This is a genomic window from Phenylobacterium sp. LjRoot225 (assembly GCF_964252855.1).
Lineage (GTDB): Bacteria > Pseudomonadota > Alphaproteobacteria > Caulobacterales > Caulobacteraceae > Phenylobacterium.
In genome coordinates, this window is the sequence record NZ_CAXUPL020000006.1 from 60,050 (window position 1) to 74,001 (window position 13,952).

General features: G+C 69.4%; 14 protein-coding genes. 7 read left to right on the top strand and 7 right to left on the bottom strand.

Features of this window, described 5'->3' with window-relative positions:
* Window positions 1–3 precede the first annotated feature (3 nt).
* From atpA to ACSQ2B_RS24970, 5 genes are all read left to right on the top strand, one after another.
* Window positions 4–1,536 carry a F0F1 ATP synthase subunit alpha gene (atpA, locus tag ACSQ2B_RS24950; RefSeq protein WP_436054111.1) on the top strand — a complete coding sequence of 511 codons (1,533 nt, stop codon included), beginning with the start codon at window positions 4–6 and terminating at the stop codon, window positions 1,534–1,536.
* 29 nt (window positions 1,537–1,565) lie between these two features.
* Entirely contained in the window at window positions 1,566–2,438 is an 873-nt protein-coding gene (locus tag ACSQ2B_RS24955) for a F0F1 ATP synthase subunit gamma (protein WP_436054112.1), read from the top strand.
* Window positions 2,439–2,454: 16 nt separating this feature from the next.
* Window positions 2,455–3,969, top strand: a complete 1,515-nt coding sequence (atpD, locus tag ACSQ2B_RS24960) for a F0F1 ATP synthase subunit beta (protein ID WP_436054113.1) — start codon at window positions 2,455–2,457, stop codon at window positions 3,967–3,969.
* Window positions 3,970–3,975: 6 nt separating this feature from the next.
* A complete protein-coding gene (locus ACSQ2B_RS24965) occupies window positions 3,976–4,245 on the top strand; it encodes an ATP synthase F1 subunit epsilon (RefSeq protein ID WP_436054114.1) in 270 nt (89 codons plus the stop codon).
* A gap of 730 nt (window positions 4,246–4,975) precedes the next feature.
* Window positions 4,976–5,641 carry a hypothetical protein gene (locus tag ACSQ2B_RS24970; RefSeq protein ID WP_436054115.1) on the top strand — a complete coding sequence of 222 codons (666 nt, stop codon included), beginning with the start codon at window positions 4,976–4,978 and terminating at the stop codon, window positions 5,639–5,641.
* Between the two features lie 32 nt (window positions 5,642–5,673).
* Here the strand turns inward: ACSQ2B_RS24970 and ACSQ2B_RS24975 are convergent, their stop codons facing one another.
* The 3 genes from ACSQ2B_RS24975 to ACSQ2B_RS24985 all read right to left on the bottom strand — a co-directional run bounded on the left by ACSQ2B_RS24975 (window position 5,674) and on the right by ACSQ2B_RS24985 (window position 8,126).
* On the bottom strand, window positions 5,674–6,435 hold the full coding sequence (locus ACSQ2B_RS24975; RefSeq protein ID WP_436054116.1) for an alpha/beta fold hydrolase: 762 nt from the start codon (window positions 6,433–6,435) through the stop codon (window positions 5,674–5,676).
* A gap of 84 nt (window positions 6,436–6,519) precedes the next feature.
* The gene (locus ACSQ2B_RS24980; RefSeq protein ID WP_436054117.1) at window positions 6,520–7,020 is read right to left on the bottom strand and encodes an RNA pyrophosphohydrolase; all 501 of its coding nucleotides are present in this window, start codon (window positions 7,018–7,020) and stop codon (window positions 6,520–6,522) included.
* Window positions 7,017–8,126 carry a divergent polysaccharide deacetylase family protein gene (locus ACSQ2B_RS24985; protein WP_436054118.1) on the bottom strand — a complete coding sequence of 370 codons (1,110 nt, stop codon included), beginning with the start codon at window positions 8,124–8,126 and terminating at the stop codon, window positions 7,017–7,019. Before ACSQ2B_RS24985 ends, ACSQ2B_RS24980 begins: the two co-directional genes overlap by 4 nt.
* 224 nt (window positions 8,127–8,350) lie before the next feature.
* Here ACSQ2B_RS24985 and ACSQ2B_RS24990 point away from each other — a divergent pair, with 224 nt between their 5' ends.
* Entirely contained in the window at window positions 8,351–8,827 is a 477-nt protein-coding gene (locus ACSQ2B_RS24990; protein WP_436054119.1) for a DUF417 family protein, read from the top strand.
* 97 nt (window positions 8,828–8,924) lie between these two features.
* Here the strand turns inward: ACSQ2B_RS24990 and ACSQ2B_RS24995 are convergent, their stop codons facing one another.
* Window positions 8,925–10,016, bottom strand: coding sequence for a hypothetical protein (locus tag ACSQ2B_RS24995; RefSeq protein WP_436054120.1), 1,092 nt, complete (start codon window positions 10,014–10,016; stop codon window positions 8,925–8,927).
* Between the two features lie 200 nt (window positions 10,017–10,216).
* A complete protein-coding gene (locus ACSQ2B_RS25000) occupies window positions 10,217–10,870 on the bottom strand; it encodes a glutathione S-transferase family protein (protein WP_436054121.1) in 654 nt (217 codons plus the stop codon).
* A 211-nt stretch (window positions 10,871–11,081) separates the two neighbouring features.
* On the opposite strand from ACSQ2B_RS25000, the gene ACSQ2B_RS25005 reads away from it, so the two are divergent.
* On the top strand, window positions 11,082–12,341 hold the full coding sequence (locus tag ACSQ2B_RS25005) for a polyhydroxyalkanoate depolymerase (RefSeq protein WP_436054122.1): 1,260 nt from the start codon (window positions 11,082–11,084) through the stop codon (window positions 12,339–12,341).
* 178 nt (window positions 12,342–12,519) lie between these two features.
* Here the strand turns inward: ACSQ2B_RS25005 and ACSQ2B_RS25010 are convergent, their stop codons facing one another.
* Window positions 12,520–12,966 carry an Hpt domain-containing protein gene (locus tag ACSQ2B_RS25010; protein ID WP_436054123.1) on the bottom strand — a complete coding sequence of 149 codons (447 nt, stop codon included), beginning with the start codon at window positions 12,964–12,966 and terminating at the stop codon, window positions 12,520–12,522.
* 47 nt (window positions 12,967–13,013) lie between these two features.
* Entirely contained in the window at window positions 13,014–13,895 is an 882-nt protein-coding gene (locus tag ACSQ2B_RS25015) for a PAS domain-containing protein (protein WP_436054124.1), read from the bottom strand.
* Window positions 13,896–13,952 lie beyond the last annotated feature (57 nt).

Here is a 13,952-nt window from a genome sequence, read left to right on the forward strand (position 1 = left end):
GACATGGACATCCGCGCCGCCGAAATCTCGGCCATCCTGAAATCGCAGATCGCCAATTTCGGCGAAGAAGCCGACGTTTCCGACGTCGGTTCCGTGCTGTCCGTCGGTGACGGCATCGCGCGCGTCTTCGGTCTCGACAACGTCCAGGCCGGCGAAATGGTGGAGTTCCCCTCCGCCGGCGTGAAGGGCATGGCCCTGAACCTCGAACGCGACAACGTCGGGGTCGTGATCTTCGGTGAAGACCGCGCCATCAGCGAAGGCGACGAAGTCCGCCGCCTGAGCGAGATCGTCGACGTGCCGGTCGGCAAGGGCCTGCTGGGCCGCGTGGTCAACCCGCTCGGCGAGCCGATCGACGGCAAGGGCCCGCTGACCAACGTGGCCGAGCGCCGCCGCGTGGACGTCAAGGCGCCGGGCATCATTCCGCGGAAGTCGGTGCACGAGCCGGTGCAGACCGGCCTGAAGGCGATCGACACCCTGATCCCGGTCGGCCGCGGCCAGCGCGAGCTGATCATCGGCGACCGTCAGACCGGCAAGACCGCGGTGGCGATCGACACCATCCTGAACCAGAAGTCGATCAACGCCGGCGACGACGAGAGCGCCAAGCTCTACTGCATCTACGTCGCCATCGGCCAGAAGCGCTCGACCGTCGCCCAGATCGTCAAGACGCTCGAAGAGCGCGGCGCCCTGGACTACACCATCATCGTCTCGGCGACGGCCTCCGAGCCGGCCCCGCTGCAGTTCCTGGCCCCGTTCGCGGGTTGCGCCATGGGCGAGTGGTTCCGCGACAACGGCATGCACGCCGTCATCATCTATGACGACCTTTCCAAGCAGGCCGTCGCCTACCGCCAGATGTCGCTGCTGCTGCGCCGTCCGCCGGGCCGCGAAGCCTATCCGGGCGACGTCTTCTACCTGCACAGCCGGCTCCTCGAGCGCGCCGCGAAGCTGAACGCCGACAACGGCTCGGGCTCGCTGACCGCCCTGCCGATCATCGAGACCCAGGCCAACGACGTGTCGGCCTACATCCCGACCAACGTGATCTCGATCACCGACGGCCAGATCTTCCTCGAGACGGACCTGTTCTTCCAGGGCATCCGTCCGGCGGTGAACGTCGGCATCAGCGTCAGCCGCGTGGGCTCCTCGGCCCAGATCAAGGCGATGAAGACCGCGGCCGGGCCGATCAAGGGCGAGCTCGCCCAGTATCGGGAAATGGCCGCCTTCGCGAAGTTCGGCTCCGACCTCGACGTCGCCACCCAGCGCATGCTGGCGCGCGGCGAGCGCCTGACCGAGCTCCTGAAGCAGCCCCAGTACTCGCCGCTTTCCGTCGAAGAACAGGTCGTGTCGGTCTACGCCGGCACCCGCGGCTTCCTGGACAAGATCGCGACCGCCAACGTCGGCCGCTTCGAATCCGAGCTGCTGAGCCACATGCACGGCCAGCACCAGGACATCCTCGACACCATCCGGACCAAGAAGGATCTCGGCTCGGTGGAAGACCAGCTGAAGTCGGTGCTCGCCGCCTTCGCCGACAACTTCGCCTAAGCCTGGCCCCGGGAGAGAGATCTTAAGGGATGGCCAGCCTCAAGGAGATGCGCAATCGGATCGGAAGCGTGAAAGCCACGCAGAAGATCACGAAGGCGATGCAGATGGTGGCGGCGGCCAAGCTGCGCCGGGCGCAGGACGCGGCGCAGAACGCCCGTCCTTACGCCGAGCGAATGGCTGCGGTCATCGCCAACCTCGCCGCGGGCGTGGACGGCGACGGCGCGCCGAAGCTGCTGGTCGGCACCGGCGCGGACCGCCGCCATCTGGTGGTGGTCGCGACCTCCGACCGCGGCCTCGCCGGCGGCTTCAACACGATCATCGTGCGCGCCGCGCGCGAGCGGATCGGCAAGCTGCTGGCCGATGGCAAGGATGTCCGCATCCTCACCGTCGGCCGCAAGGCCCGCGACCAGCTGAACAGGCTCTACAGCGACCTGTCGGTGGGGACCTTCGAAGCCGGCGGCAGCCCGTCGCTGGCCCGGGCGGAAGAGGTCTCGGCCAAGATCCGCGAGCTGTTCGAAGCCGGCGACGTCGACGTGGTCACCCTGTTCTACAGCCGCTTCAAGTCGGTGGTCACCCAGATCCCGACCGGCAAGCAGCTGATCCCGGCCGAGGTCCAGGCGGGCGCTCCCGTCGTCGATCTGAAGGGCGCCTCCTACGAGTACGAGCCCGACGAGGCCCAGATCCTCGAAGAGCTCCTGCCGCGGAATCTCACGACCCAGGTCTTCTCCGCCATGCTGGAGAACCAGGCTGGTTTCTTCGCCTCGCAGATGACGGCGATGGACAACGCCACCCGCAATGCCGGCGACATGATTTCCGCCCTCACCCTGCAGTATAACCGTCAACGCCAGGCGCAGATCACCAAGGAGCTGATCGAGATCATCTCCGGCGCCGAAGCGCTCTAGTCCGAAAGAGCCCGACATGTCTGAAGCTCCCGCCAAGAAGCCCACCCGCCGCGCGCCTGCCAAGGCTGCGGCGTCCCAGGCCCCCGCCGTCCAAGGCGTCGCCACCGGCAAGATCGTCCAGGTCATCGGCGCCGTCGTCGACGTCGAGTTCACCGGCCATCTCCCGGCGATCCTCAACGCCCTGGAGACCACCAACACCGACCAGAAGACCGGCGCGCCGTTCCGCCTGGTGCTGGAAGTCGCCCAGCACCTCGGCCAGAACACCGTCCGCACCATCGCCATGGACACCACCGAGGGCCTGACCCGCGGTCAGCCGGTGGCGGACACCGGCAAGGCGATCACCGTGCCGGTCGGCCCGGCCACGCTCGGCCGCATCATGAACGTCATCGGCGAGCCGATCGACGAAGCCGGCCCGATCTCGCAAGAGCTGATGAGCCCGATCCACCGCGAGGCGCCGTCCTTCGCCGACCAGTCCACCTCGGCCGAAGTGCTGGTCACCGGCATCAAGGTCATCGACCTGCTCTGCCCCTACACCAAGGGCGGAAAGATCGGCCTGTTCGGCGGCGCCGGCGTCGGCAAGACCGTGACCATGCAGGAGCTGATCAACAACATCGCCAAGGCCTACGGCGGCTACTCCGTCCTGGCGGGCGTGGGCGAGCGGACCCGTGAAGGGAACGACCTCTACCACGAGATGATCGAGTCCAACGTCAACAAGCCCGGCGGCGGCGAAGGCTCCAAGTGCGCTCTGGTCTATGGCCAGATGAACGAGCCCCCGGGCGCCCGCGCCCGCGTCGCCCTCACCGGTCTCGCCCAGGCCGAGTACTTCCGCGACGTCGAGGGCAAGGATGTGCTCCTGTTCATCGACAACATCTTCCGCTTCACCCAGGCCGGCTCGGAAGTGTCGGCTCTCCTGGGCCGGATCCCGTCGGCGGTGGGCTATCAGCCGACGCTCGCCACCGAGATGGGCAACCTGCAGGAGCGGATCACCTCGACCTCCAAGGGCTCGATCACCTCGGTCCAGGCCATCTACGTGCCCGCCGACGACCTGACCGACCCGGCGCCGGCCACCTCGTTCGCCCACTTGGACGCGACCACCGTTTTGAGCCGCGACATCGCCTCGCAGGGCATCTTCCCCGCCGTCGACCCGCTCGACTCCACCTCGCGGATCATGGACCCGCTGGTGATCGGCGAGGAGCACTACGAGACCGCCCGCCGCGTGCAAGAGATCCTGCAGCAGTACAAGGCGCTGAAGGACATCATCGCCATCCTGGGGATGGACGAGCTGTCGGAAGACGACAAGCTGATCGTCGCCCGCGCCCGGAAGATCCAGCGCTTCCTGTCGCAGCCCTTCTTCGTGGCCGAGCAGTTCACCAACCAGCCGGGCAAGTTCGTCGAGCTGGCGGACACCATCCGCTCGTTCAAGGCGATCTGCGACGGCGAAGGCGACCACCTGCCGGAGCCGGCCTTCTACATGGTCGGTTCGATCGACGAAGCGGTGGCCAAGGCCGAGCAGCTGGCGTCGGAAGCCTAAAGTCCGATGGCCGCCAAGCTTCATTTCTCGCTCGTCTCTCCGGAGCGTGAGCTCTTCGCTGGCGACGTCGACCAGGTCGACGCGCCGGGCGCCGAAGGCGACTTCGGCGTCCTGGCCGGCCACGCGCCGTTCATGACGACGCTCAAGGAAGGCCCGCTGCGGGTCTTCAGCGACGGCAAGGTCCGGACCTTCGACATCCGTGGCGGCTTCGCCGACGTGACGCCGGACGGCCTGACCGTGCTCGCCGAGCACGCGGTGGAGCAGCCGGCCGCCTAGGCGCCGGTCTGCAAGACCTCGAAAGGGCTCCCGCTCAGACCGAGCGGGAGCCCTTTTGCGTTTCAGGCAGGCGCTTCTATCGTCTATGAGCGGACCTTCGAAGGGGCAGGGATGGGGTGGTTTTTACCTCTCCCGCCTTCGTGGCGGGAGAGGGGGACCGCTCGCCGAGCGCAGCGAAGAGCGAGGGGTGGAGAGGGAAGGCCACAGGCGAAAACCTTGCCGCTTCGCCTTACGGCTGCGGAGATGTCTTGCGCACGGCTTGCCCCCACCCCCGCGCGCTCTTCGCTGCGCTCGGCCCGCGGGTCCTCTCCCCCGCGATGCGGGGGAGCTAGAGTTCGCTCAGGGTCTCAGCATCGATCCGAAATCGAGACCTCGGCGCAACAACCGCCACGCGGGCCGACAGAACCAGCGACGAGGCGGCTCTTAAGGTCATGTCGGCAAGTTTGCTCTGGCTTTCGCTCCACTCAAGGACGGCCCGGAGGGCCGCCGCGCAGCGGCCGCGCCGCAGGCGCGATCCTTGACTGGAGCGAAAGCCAGAGCTGCAATCTGCCATGGACCTTAAGGGCTTCCAGCATTCTCAAGAATGCCGGACGGGACGGATCTGCCGGCGAAGGCCTGTGACGGGGAAGCCCGGAGAACCGGTAAGCAGATCGCCCGAATGGGGCTGAGGCCTTGCCTCCAGCATGGCGGTCCCGTTTTATGCGCTCCGCTATCTGAACGGGGGACCGCCATGCGCATCGCACTTGCCAGCCTGATCGTCACAGCCGGCCTCGCCGGCGCTGCGTATGCGCAGGAGCCGCCAGCCGCGCCGGCGGCGCCCGCCGCCCCTCCTGCCGCCGAAGCCGCTCCGGCCCCCGCCGTTCCCGCGCCTCCGGCCGCTCCCGCCCCGGCGGAGCCGCCGCCGACCCTGCCGACCTCCGGCGACGGGGCCCAGGTCCTGCAGGCGATCGAGAAGGTCTGCCTGCCGGCGGTCCGCGGCCAGGGCCTGGACGCCGCCGCCAAGGCGGCCGGCCTGAAGCCGAACCGACGCGACGCCACCTGGACCATGCCGCTCGCCAGCGGCCGCGACTACGCCATCGTCTTCCAGCCGCAGTACTCGCAGACCAAGGTCTGCCAGGCGGAAGTCCGCTACGCCGTCGGCCGGGACCAGCCGATCACCGACGCGCTGAACATCTGGTCCTTCCTGCACCAGCCCCGGCTCATGCTGCAGGCCAACTACGTCAATGTCGACGCCGACGGGGTGAAGCGGATCCGCAAGTCTTGGGAGAACGTCGACAAGACCGCCGGCGTCACCACCGCGGTGAACTTCTCGATCTGGCGCAAGCCGGACGACACCCCGCTCAACGCGAAGTACGACACCGGCATGCTGTTCTACCAGGAACGCGCCGGCCAGTGAGCCTAGGAGCCGCCTGCCGCCTGGCGCCCGCGTCAGGCGGCGACGCGGACCTTGCGGCCGATGAAGTCGAGCGCGGCGTCGGCCACCGCCTCCCAGCCTGGCTCGCCGGGCAGCCAATGGCTCATCTCCGGGAAGCTCAGGAACGCGCCGCCGATCCGCTCGGCGACGAGACGGCCGCTGGCCGCCGGGTGGACCTGATCGCTCTCGCCGGAGATCACCAGGCTGGGCACCGGCAGCGGGCCTGAGCCGATGCTGGTGGTCATGAAGGGGTCCAGCCACCAGTTCAGGGTCTCGCGCACGGCGCGCGCGCTCTCGGGGCGCAGGCGCGCCAGGATCGGGGCGGCGTCCTCCGCGGTCATCTTGTCGAGGCTGCAGTGGCGCATGATCTCGCGGCTCGGCTCGACCGCCCCGTTGGACAGCAGGCTGGCCATCTGGGCGCCGACGGCGGTCATCGCCTCCTCGACGCTCCAGCCCACCAGGCCCCAGGGCGGCGACGGCGCCAGCAACACCAGCGCCTTGGGCTGGACGCGCCGCGCCGCCATCTGGACCACCAGGCCGCCCATCGAATGGCCGATCAGGATCGGCGGCTTGTCGAACCCGGCGCAGAGCGCTGCCAGGTCGTCGGCGTAGTCCTGGATGGAGACGCCGATCACCTGGTCCGCCGGGTCGTCGGGCCCATGGCCGCGCAGGTCCGGCGCCACGACCTGATGGCCGGCGGCTTCAAAGGGGGTGCGGAACTCTTCGAAGGACCAACCGCCGACGAAGGCGCCGTGCACCATGACGATCGGGTTCATCGGTGGTCTCCGGGCGCGACAAGACGCCGGAAGCGGCGCTGCGGCTGGATAGCTATCAGAGGATGCTGCAACGCGGTATAGGCGTCAGGTCGCAGGCGGGGCGTGTGACCGCGGCGCGGCGAAGCTGGCGAAGGCGTGGGCCACCAGGTCATAGGCCGCCCGTTTGAACGGCACGATCAGCTCCGGGGCGTCTTCCAGATAGGTCCAGCGCCAGGCGTCGAACTCCGGCTCGCCGTGCGAGGTCAGGTCGAACTCGGCCTCCTCGCCGTCGAAGCGGAAGGCGAACCACACCTGTTTCTGCCCGCGCCAGCCGCGGGAGGCCTTGGAGCCGCCGTGGTTCTCGGGGAAGTCGTAGGTGATCCAGCCGTCGGTGCGGCCCAGATAGGTCGCGGTGCGCGCGCCGGTCTCTTCGGCCAGCTCGCGGCGTGCGGCGGCCTCGAGATCCTCGCCGTCGTCGACGCCGCCCTGCGGGAACTGCCAGTTGTGCGGCTCGGGCGTGTTGATGCGGCGGCCCAGCCAGACGCGTCCGTCCGGATGAAACAACACCACGCCCACATTGGGCCGGTAGTGGGAAAGCTCGGTCATTTCTTGATCGCCAGCGCCGAGGCGGGCGCCAGCTGGTAGCCTCTCTGTTCGACGCTCTCCGCCCAATGCGCGACCTTATCCAAGGTTACGGGATAGGCGAAGCCGGCGCCAAGCGCCTGTCCCCGCTGCAGGGCGCTGGCCTCCAGCTTGACCAGCTGCTGGTCGATGGCCGCCTGGGTCAGCTGGTCGTCGATGATGCGTTCGGCCGAGGCCCGCGGCGCGCCCCCGCCCGTGCGGCGACCGGCCAGGCCGTCGTCGATGAAGCCCAGCCCCCGCCCGCGCACCGCGCCCAGGAAGCTCTCATAGGCCTTGTCGTCGGCCAGGAAGCGGGAGCCGAGATAGTTGGTCAGGGCGTAGTAGCCGCTGGCGCGCGACAGGATCCACTCGAGCTTCTTGGCGGTCTCCGGTCCGGGCGCGTCGGCCATCAGGGTGTAGGGGCCCGGATCGTTGTCCGGATAGTCCAGCGGCTCCATCGGCGTTTCGAGCAGCACCTCGTGGCCGTGGGCGCGGGCCATGTCGATCCAGCCCTGCAGGCCTTCCGAATAGGGCACGAAGGACAGGGTGATCTGCGGCGGCAGGGTGAGGATGGCGGCCTGGGTGGCGCGCGCGTTCAGCCCCAGCCCGCCGATCACCATGGCGATCTTCGGTCGGCCGTTGGAGGTGAAGGGTCGCGCATAGGCCTCGAAGGGCGTGCGGCCGTCCTGGGCGATGATCGGCAGGGGACCACCGGGACCGGGGGCGAAGAAGCCGGCGATCGGCGCCTGGGGCAGGGCGCCCGCGGCGGCCGGAGACGCCGCGCTCGCCGCCTGCGGGACCGGCGTGGCGCCGGCTGCGCCCTTGGACATGTGCAGCACGTCTTCGGCGAGCCAGACCATGCTCGACGAGGCCAGCCCCTCGCGCCAGCCCTTGGGCGCATGGTCGAAGGTCGCCCGCAGGGGGATGCGGATCGGCTTTCCGGTGGCCGGCCCCAGCAGCAGCAAGACCGCCGCGGCGCAGGCGGCGAACAGGCCCGCGGCGGCCAGCGCATGGATCTTGGGCGAGCCGAGCGCCGCCTTGAGGCCGTCCAGCCCAGGCATGCTCAGACGCGGTATGGCGATCGTGGCCACGGTCGGACCCTCCCCCTAGGCGCGGAGGCTCGGCCGATACGGTTAATCAATACCTTCCAGAACCTTCGAAGGGCGAAACCGCGCGCTCGCGCCGCAGGGCGAAAGGCGCGCGCGGCTCCGGCGCGGGTCCCCTGGGGTTGCGCGCGTCGCTTGCGGCCACGGCGTCGAGCGTGGCAACGGAGGTCGGCCGGGACCGAATCCGGCCGTTCGCCCGGAGACCGCCCTTGGCCAAGTCCAGTCCCGCCGCCCTTTTCGGACGCCTCGGCCGGCTCGGCCTGTGGCTGGTCCTGGGCCTGCTGTTCGTCGGCGTCGGCCTGCAGAGTCTGACCCCCTACCAGGCGATGGCGGTGCATCCCCTGGCGGCGTCCAGCCCGCTGCTCGGCTGGGGCTACCGGCTGTGGGGCGTACGCGGGGCGAGCGCCGTCTTCGGCCTGGTCGAGATCCTGATCGGCCTTGGCCTGCTCACGGGCCTGTGGCGGCCCGGCGCCTGGTCCGCCAGGCTGGGGGCGGCCGGCGCGGCGGTGACGGCGGCCATCACATCGAGCTTCCTGCTGACGGCGCCAGGCGTCATCGCCGGCCACACGGTGCTGCATCTGCCGTTGCTGTCGGTGTCCGTGGGCCAGCTGTTCGCCAGGGACCTGGTGCTGCTGTGCGCCAGCCTGCTGCTGCTGGGCGAGAGCCTGGGCGGCGGACGGCGCTAGCGGTCGCGTTCGGCGGATCGCGCTCATTTGCGGCGGCGTCGTTCCGGTGCGGCCCTGGCGGCGACGGCCTGGCGCGGCGGGCGGCTGAGCGCTGGGTTCAGGCGCCCGGGTCGCTGAGGAAGTTGATCGGGCGGCTGTCGCCCTCGGGACGGACTTCACGCCGCTGCGCGAGGCCGGGGCCCAGGGCCTCCAGCCGTTCGATCTCCTCGCGCGAGCGCTCGTAGAGCTCCTCGGCCCGGGAGGAGACGAAGAAGCGCAGCAGCCGCAGGTCGGCGGACGGGGCCTTCGGCGCGCCGGCCAGGCCCGCGGTGCAGGTCAGGCAGTCGCCGGTCGCCAGCTCGAGCGGCGTCCCGTCGGGCGCTGCGAAGCCCACCGCGCCCTGCACCACCAGATAGACTTCCAGCCCGCCGGTCTCGCCGGGGATCTCCAGCCCGATGGCCTCCCCGGTCGCGGGACCCTCGGCCGCCGCGCGCAGGATCTGGGTCGCCACCAGCCGGTTGGTCGGCGTCCAGGTCTCGCCGTCACGCACCTGGAGCTCAGGGAGGCCCAGGAGGGGCCGCCAGACCGCGCCCGGATCGTCCGGCCCCTGCAGGGCGAAGCCGGCGCCGGGCGCATGGTAGGGGTGGTCCCAGGCGGTGGCCTGGTCGTCCGGGGTGACCTCGCCCGGCGCCACCAGTTCGACGTCGGCGATGGTGCGCGGGACGAAGAATTCCAGGAAGGAGAAGGACTGCGTCGGCGCGCCGGGGATCGGCGGATCGATGGTCACCGGGGTCTTGCGGTTCTCCTCCGCCGAGGCCGCCGCATAGCTGTAGACGAACTGGTCGTGCACCGTGCCGCCGTGCTGGCAGATCACCGACCCGGGCAGGGCCTCGGTCACCACCCCGTCGTAGGAGAAGGCGCCGTGGCCGGAGGAGGGCAGGACAATGTGCACATGGGCGAGGTGGCAGTGGATGCCGGTGCGGCCGGAGGTTTCCGACGGGCCGAAGCTCAGCACGTGCTGGAAGAGCACCAGGCCGTCGGTCGCCGCGTCGCAGCCGTAGTCCTTGTAGCCCGCCCAGGCGCGGAAGGCCCCGATCTCGTGCTCGGCCTCGTGCGCGCGTTGCAGGTGGAAGATCGGGCCGGGCGGCAAGGCCAGGCGGCGGCCGGCGGCCGCGGCGGCGGCGTCGTGAGGGGAAAGGTCGTCGGCCATCGCGGGCGCCCCGATCGCCACGCCCGGCGCGGGCGCGGTCTTGTCCCGACGGTCGGTCTGTCGTCGCCGCTCGGCAACCGCCCGCGGCCTGTTCGCCCATCAGGCGAGCGCGGCGCCCGTCGCGCGGGCGCTCCTCGCGCCTCGCCGGTGGCGAAGTGGCTAAATCGTCGGCGCTTGTTCCATCAAAAATGGGGCGGGGCTCAGAACTCGACTTCGAGCTCTTCGACCTCGTCGGGCTCCAGCATGGCGGCGGCGGTCCACTCGACCACTTCCGGCAAGGCGAGGATGCGGTCGCGATAGGCGGCGCAGACCGGGTCGAGCTTGACGTCGTAGGTGGCGAACCGCGTGCAGACCGGGGCGTACATGGCGTCGGCCATGGACCGCTCGCCGAACAGGAAGGGGCCGCCGGACTGGGCCAGCGCCTCGCGCCAGATGACGCAGACCCGGTCGACGTCCGACTGCGCCCCGGTCCACACCTTGAAGCCCGGATGGCGGGCCTTGAGGTTCATCGGCAGGGCGGCGCGCAGGTTGGCGAAGCCGGAATGCATTTCGCCGCTGATCGAGCGGCAGCGCGAGCGCGCGGCGCGATCCTTCGGCATCAGCCCGGCGTCGGGGAGGATCTCGTTGAGGAACTCGGCGATCGCCAGGGTGTCCCAGACCTCGATGTCCTCATAGGTCAGGCAGGGCGTCAGAAACGACGGCGCCAGCAGCAGCAGCTCGGCGCGGGCCTCGGCGTTGTCCAGCGGCACCTTGACCGCCTCGAACTCGAGGCCGGCGAACTTGCACAGCAGCCAGCCGCGCAGGCACCAGGACGAATAGTTGCGGCTGCTGATCGTCAGTGAGGCTTTCGCCATGTTGGGGCGCCTTCGTCAGGGTCCGTCATCGCTAGGGCGCGGGCGCCGCCCGCGTCCAACGGCGCGGCGGCCCGCGGCGTGACGGCGAGGCGATGACGTCTTTTGCGGCGCCGGCCGCGCCTGGGCGCCTTCGGATGTGCAGTCCGGCCTGTCGACGCGCCCGGTGGCCAGGGGCGGGGACGCCAAGCGCTGCAAGGGCTGGATATGGCGCATGGACAGTCCCGATTGCGTCCCTGATTCCGTCAAGGAGCCCATGCTCTACCGGTCGTTCCAGGCCGCGACAGACATGTTGACGCCGGCGCGGCTGGTGGCTGGCCTGGCCAGCAGCGCCCTGGCGTTCGCCCCGCGCTGGGTGCGCGACGTCCCGTCGGTCTCGCGGGTGGCGGCGAGCTGGGATCTCCTGGTCCGCGCCGGCCTGACCCACCACCGGCCCAGCTACAGCATCGACAGCGTCCGCGTCGGCGCCGAGGAGGTGCCGGTCGAGGTCGAGGAGGTGGTGGGCACGCCGTTCGGCGGCCTGGTGCGCTTCCGCAAGGAAGGGATCAGCGGCCAGCCCCGCGTTCTGCTGGTGGCGCCGCTGTCGGGGCATTTCGCCACCCTGCTGCGGGGGACGGTGCAGACCCTGCTGCCGGACAATGAGGTCTACATCACCGACTGGCGCAACGCCCGGGACGCGCCGCTGAGCGAGGGCGTCTTCGGCTTCGACGAATATGTCGCCCATGTGATCGCCTTCCTGGAAGCCATCGGCCCCGGCGCCCATCTGATCGGCGTCTGCCAGCCCTGCGCCCATGCGCTCGCGGCGGTGGCGCTGATGGCCGAGGACGACAATCCGGCCACGCCGCGCAGCATGACCCTGATGGCCGGCCCGGTGGACACCCGGATCAATCCGACCAAGGTGAACCAGCTGGCCACCGAGAAGCCGATCGAATGGTTCGAGAAGAACCTGATCAGCACCGTGCCGGCGCGCTATCCGGGCGCGGGCCGCCGGGTCTATCCGGGCTTCGTCCAGCTCACCGCCTTCATGATGATGAACTCGAAGCGGCACGTCGATCAGCATGTCGACCTGTGGACCCACCTGGCTCTCGGCCGCGACGAGGAAGCCCAGTCGATCAAGACCTTCTACGACGAATATTTCGCCGTTCTCGACCTGACCGCGGAATTCTATCTCGAGACCGTCTCGCGGGTGTTCCAGCAGCACCTGCTGCCGAAGGGCGAGCTGATCTGCGGCAATCGTCGCGTCAACCCGGCCGCGATCCGCAAGACGGCGTTGATGACGGTGGAAGGCGAGCGCGACGACATCTGCGCGGTCGGCCAGACGGTCGCGGCGCATTCGCTCTGCTCGGGGATCTACGCCAACCGCAAGCGCCACCACCTGCAGCCGGGCGTCGGCCACTATGGGGTGTTCAGCGGCCGCAAATGGTCGACCCAGGTCTATCCCATGGTCCGCAACATGATCCTGGCGGCGGACTAGGGGCTTCCCCCCCAGGCTGTGCAAGAACCATTCGGCCGGTTCGCTAGCCTGCCGCCGCCCGCCCTGGAGCGGACTCTCCGAAGTTCGGTTCGGGGTGGCGAGCGGAAGTCTCAGCCCATCCGCGAACCAGACGCTTGCCCAGGTCGTGGGGTCAGCCGCACCTGTCGGCGGCGAACGGCTAGGCGGCGACAAGACCGCTGAGCCGCTCCGTCCAGGGATCGAGTACGCTGGCAGTGTCCTGCGCGGCCGTCCGCATTCGCACGAGGTCGGCCTCGAACGGCTGGCCGTCACGGCAGGACGCTTCGAGGCGGCGCGCCGCCTCGCCGAGAGTCAACAGGCCCAGCGTGTCGGCGGTGCCGGCGACCTTGTGCGCGTCTTCCAGTAGCGTGCTGCGCTGCTCGTCGTGAAACTGCTGCGCCAGCTGTTCCTGGAACATGCGAACCAGCTTGAGCGTCGTCGCTGGCCCCATCGAGCGTTCGAAGGTCTCCCGCGCCTGCCGCTCCTCGTCGCGACGACGCTCGCAGGACACGGTCTGGACCGGGTTCGCCGTGACGCTCTCGAAGACCCGCGCCAGCGCGCGCTCCAGGTCCTGCGGCGCGAGCGGCTTGAGCAGATGGCCATCCATGCCCGCAGCCAGGCAGCTCCCCACCTGTTCCGGCGCCCCGCTGGCGGTCAGGGCGAGGATCGGCAGCTGCGCATGTCCCGCTGAGCGGATCGCCCGCCATTCTTCCGCAACGCCGTGAACTCGAAGCGTTGATTGAGGACCGTGGCTTCGTTCGCCTTCTTGAAGAGCTCGAGCCCCGCGGCGTAGCGATCGCGATCCCGCCGCGGAATGAGAATGTCGTGTACGACCTGTCCCAGGACTTCGTCCGCGCGCCATCCGAAGATTGTTTCTGCGGACCTATTCCAACCTAGGATGCACCCCGCTTCGTCGAGGCTGACGACCGCCATGTTGGCGTCGGCGATGATGCTGCTGGCCCGCGCCTCAGTGGCCGCCAGTTGCGCTTCGAGGCCGCGCCGTTCGGAAAGGTCGCGGATGACGGCGATCATCTCGTGCGGCCGTCCCGCCTCGTCACGAACCAACCGGAAACGGGTCTCCACCCACACCACATGGCCATCCCGGTGGTGGGCGCGGTGCTGCAGGGTGGCCTCTTCCCGCCCCGCGGCCAGTTCGGCGATGGCGGCGGCGAACTGCGACCGGTCTTCCGGAGAGACGAAATCATGAACTGGCCGGCCGGCCAGTTCATGGGGGTGATAGCCGAGCAGGTCGTGGACGGCAGGCGAGACATAGTCTGAAGACCCGTCGAGCCGGATGGTGGTGACCACGTCAGCCATGTTTTCGGCCAGAAGCTTGTAGCGAACCTGGCTCTTCCGCAGCGTTTCGAGCGCCTGCCGACTGTCCGCCACGTCCTGCACCACGCCATGCGGGCGATCGGAGGCCTGGAAAATGTGGTCTGCAAGCTTGGCGATCTCGTCGAACGCCGGCTCCGGCGCGGTGTCGAGGATGCGATAAGATTTCAGCGCCTCGAGGCGCTTCCGCTCGGTGTCCAACATGCGTCAGGTCCCCAACTCTTGGTCGGGGAACCTCATTGAAATACACGTAAAAGTATA

What these genes read in the sequence shown, in the direction of transcription:
- atpA (WP_436054111.1), top strand. Translation starts at nt 4, where the DNA reads ATGGACATCCGCGCCGCCGAAATCTCGGCCATCCTGAAATCGCAGATC.
- ACSQ2B_RS24955 (WP_436054112.1), top strand. Translation starts at nt 1,566, where the DNA reads ATGGCCAGCCTCAAGGAGATGCGCAATCGGATCGGAAGCGTGAAAGCC.
- atpD (WP_436054113.1), top strand. Translation starts at nt 2,455, where the DNA reads ATGTCTGAAGCTCCCGCCAAGAAGCCCACCCGCCGCGCGCCTGCCAAG.
- ACSQ2B_RS24965 (WP_436054114.1), top strand. Translation starts at nt 3,976, where the DNA reads ATGGCCGCCAAGCTTCATTTCTCGCTCGTCTCTCCGGAGCGTGAGCTC.
- ACSQ2B_RS24970 (WP_436054115.1), top strand. Translation starts at nt 4,976, where the DNA reads ATGCGCATCGCACTTGCCAGCCTGATCGTCACAGCCGGCCTCGCCGGC.
- ACSQ2B_RS24975 (WP_436054116.1), bottom strand. Translation starts at nt 6,435, where the DNA reads ATGAACCCGATCGTCATGGTGCACGGCGCCTTCGTCGGCGGTTGGTCC.
- ACSQ2B_RS24980 (WP_436054117.1), bottom strand. Translation starts at nt 7,020, where the DNA reads ATGACCGAGCTTTCCCACTACCGGCCCAATGTGGGCGTGGTGTTGTTT.
- ACSQ2B_RS24995 (WP_436054120.1), bottom strand. Translation starts at nt 10,016, where the DNA reads ATGGCCGACGACCTTTCCCCTCACGACGCCGCCGCCGCGGCCGCCGGC.
- ACSQ2B_RS25000 (WP_436054121.1), bottom strand. Translation starts at nt 10,870, where the DNA reads ATGGCGAAAGCCTCACTGACGATCAGCAGCCGCAACTATTCGTCCTGG.
- ACSQ2B_RS25005 (WP_436054122.1), top strand. Translation starts at nt 11,082, where the DNA reads ATGGACAGTCCCGATTGCGTCCCTGATTCCGTCAAGGAGCCCATGCTC.
- ACSQ2B_RS25010 (WP_436054123.1), bottom strand. Translation starts at nt 12,966, where the DNA reads ATGGATGGCCATCTGCTCAAGCCGCTCGCGCCGCAGGACCTGGAGCGC.
- ACSQ2B_RS25015 (WP_436054124.1), bottom strand. Translation starts at nt 13,895, where the DNA reads ATGTTGGACACCGAGCGGAAGCGCCTCGAGGCGCTGAAATCTTATCGC.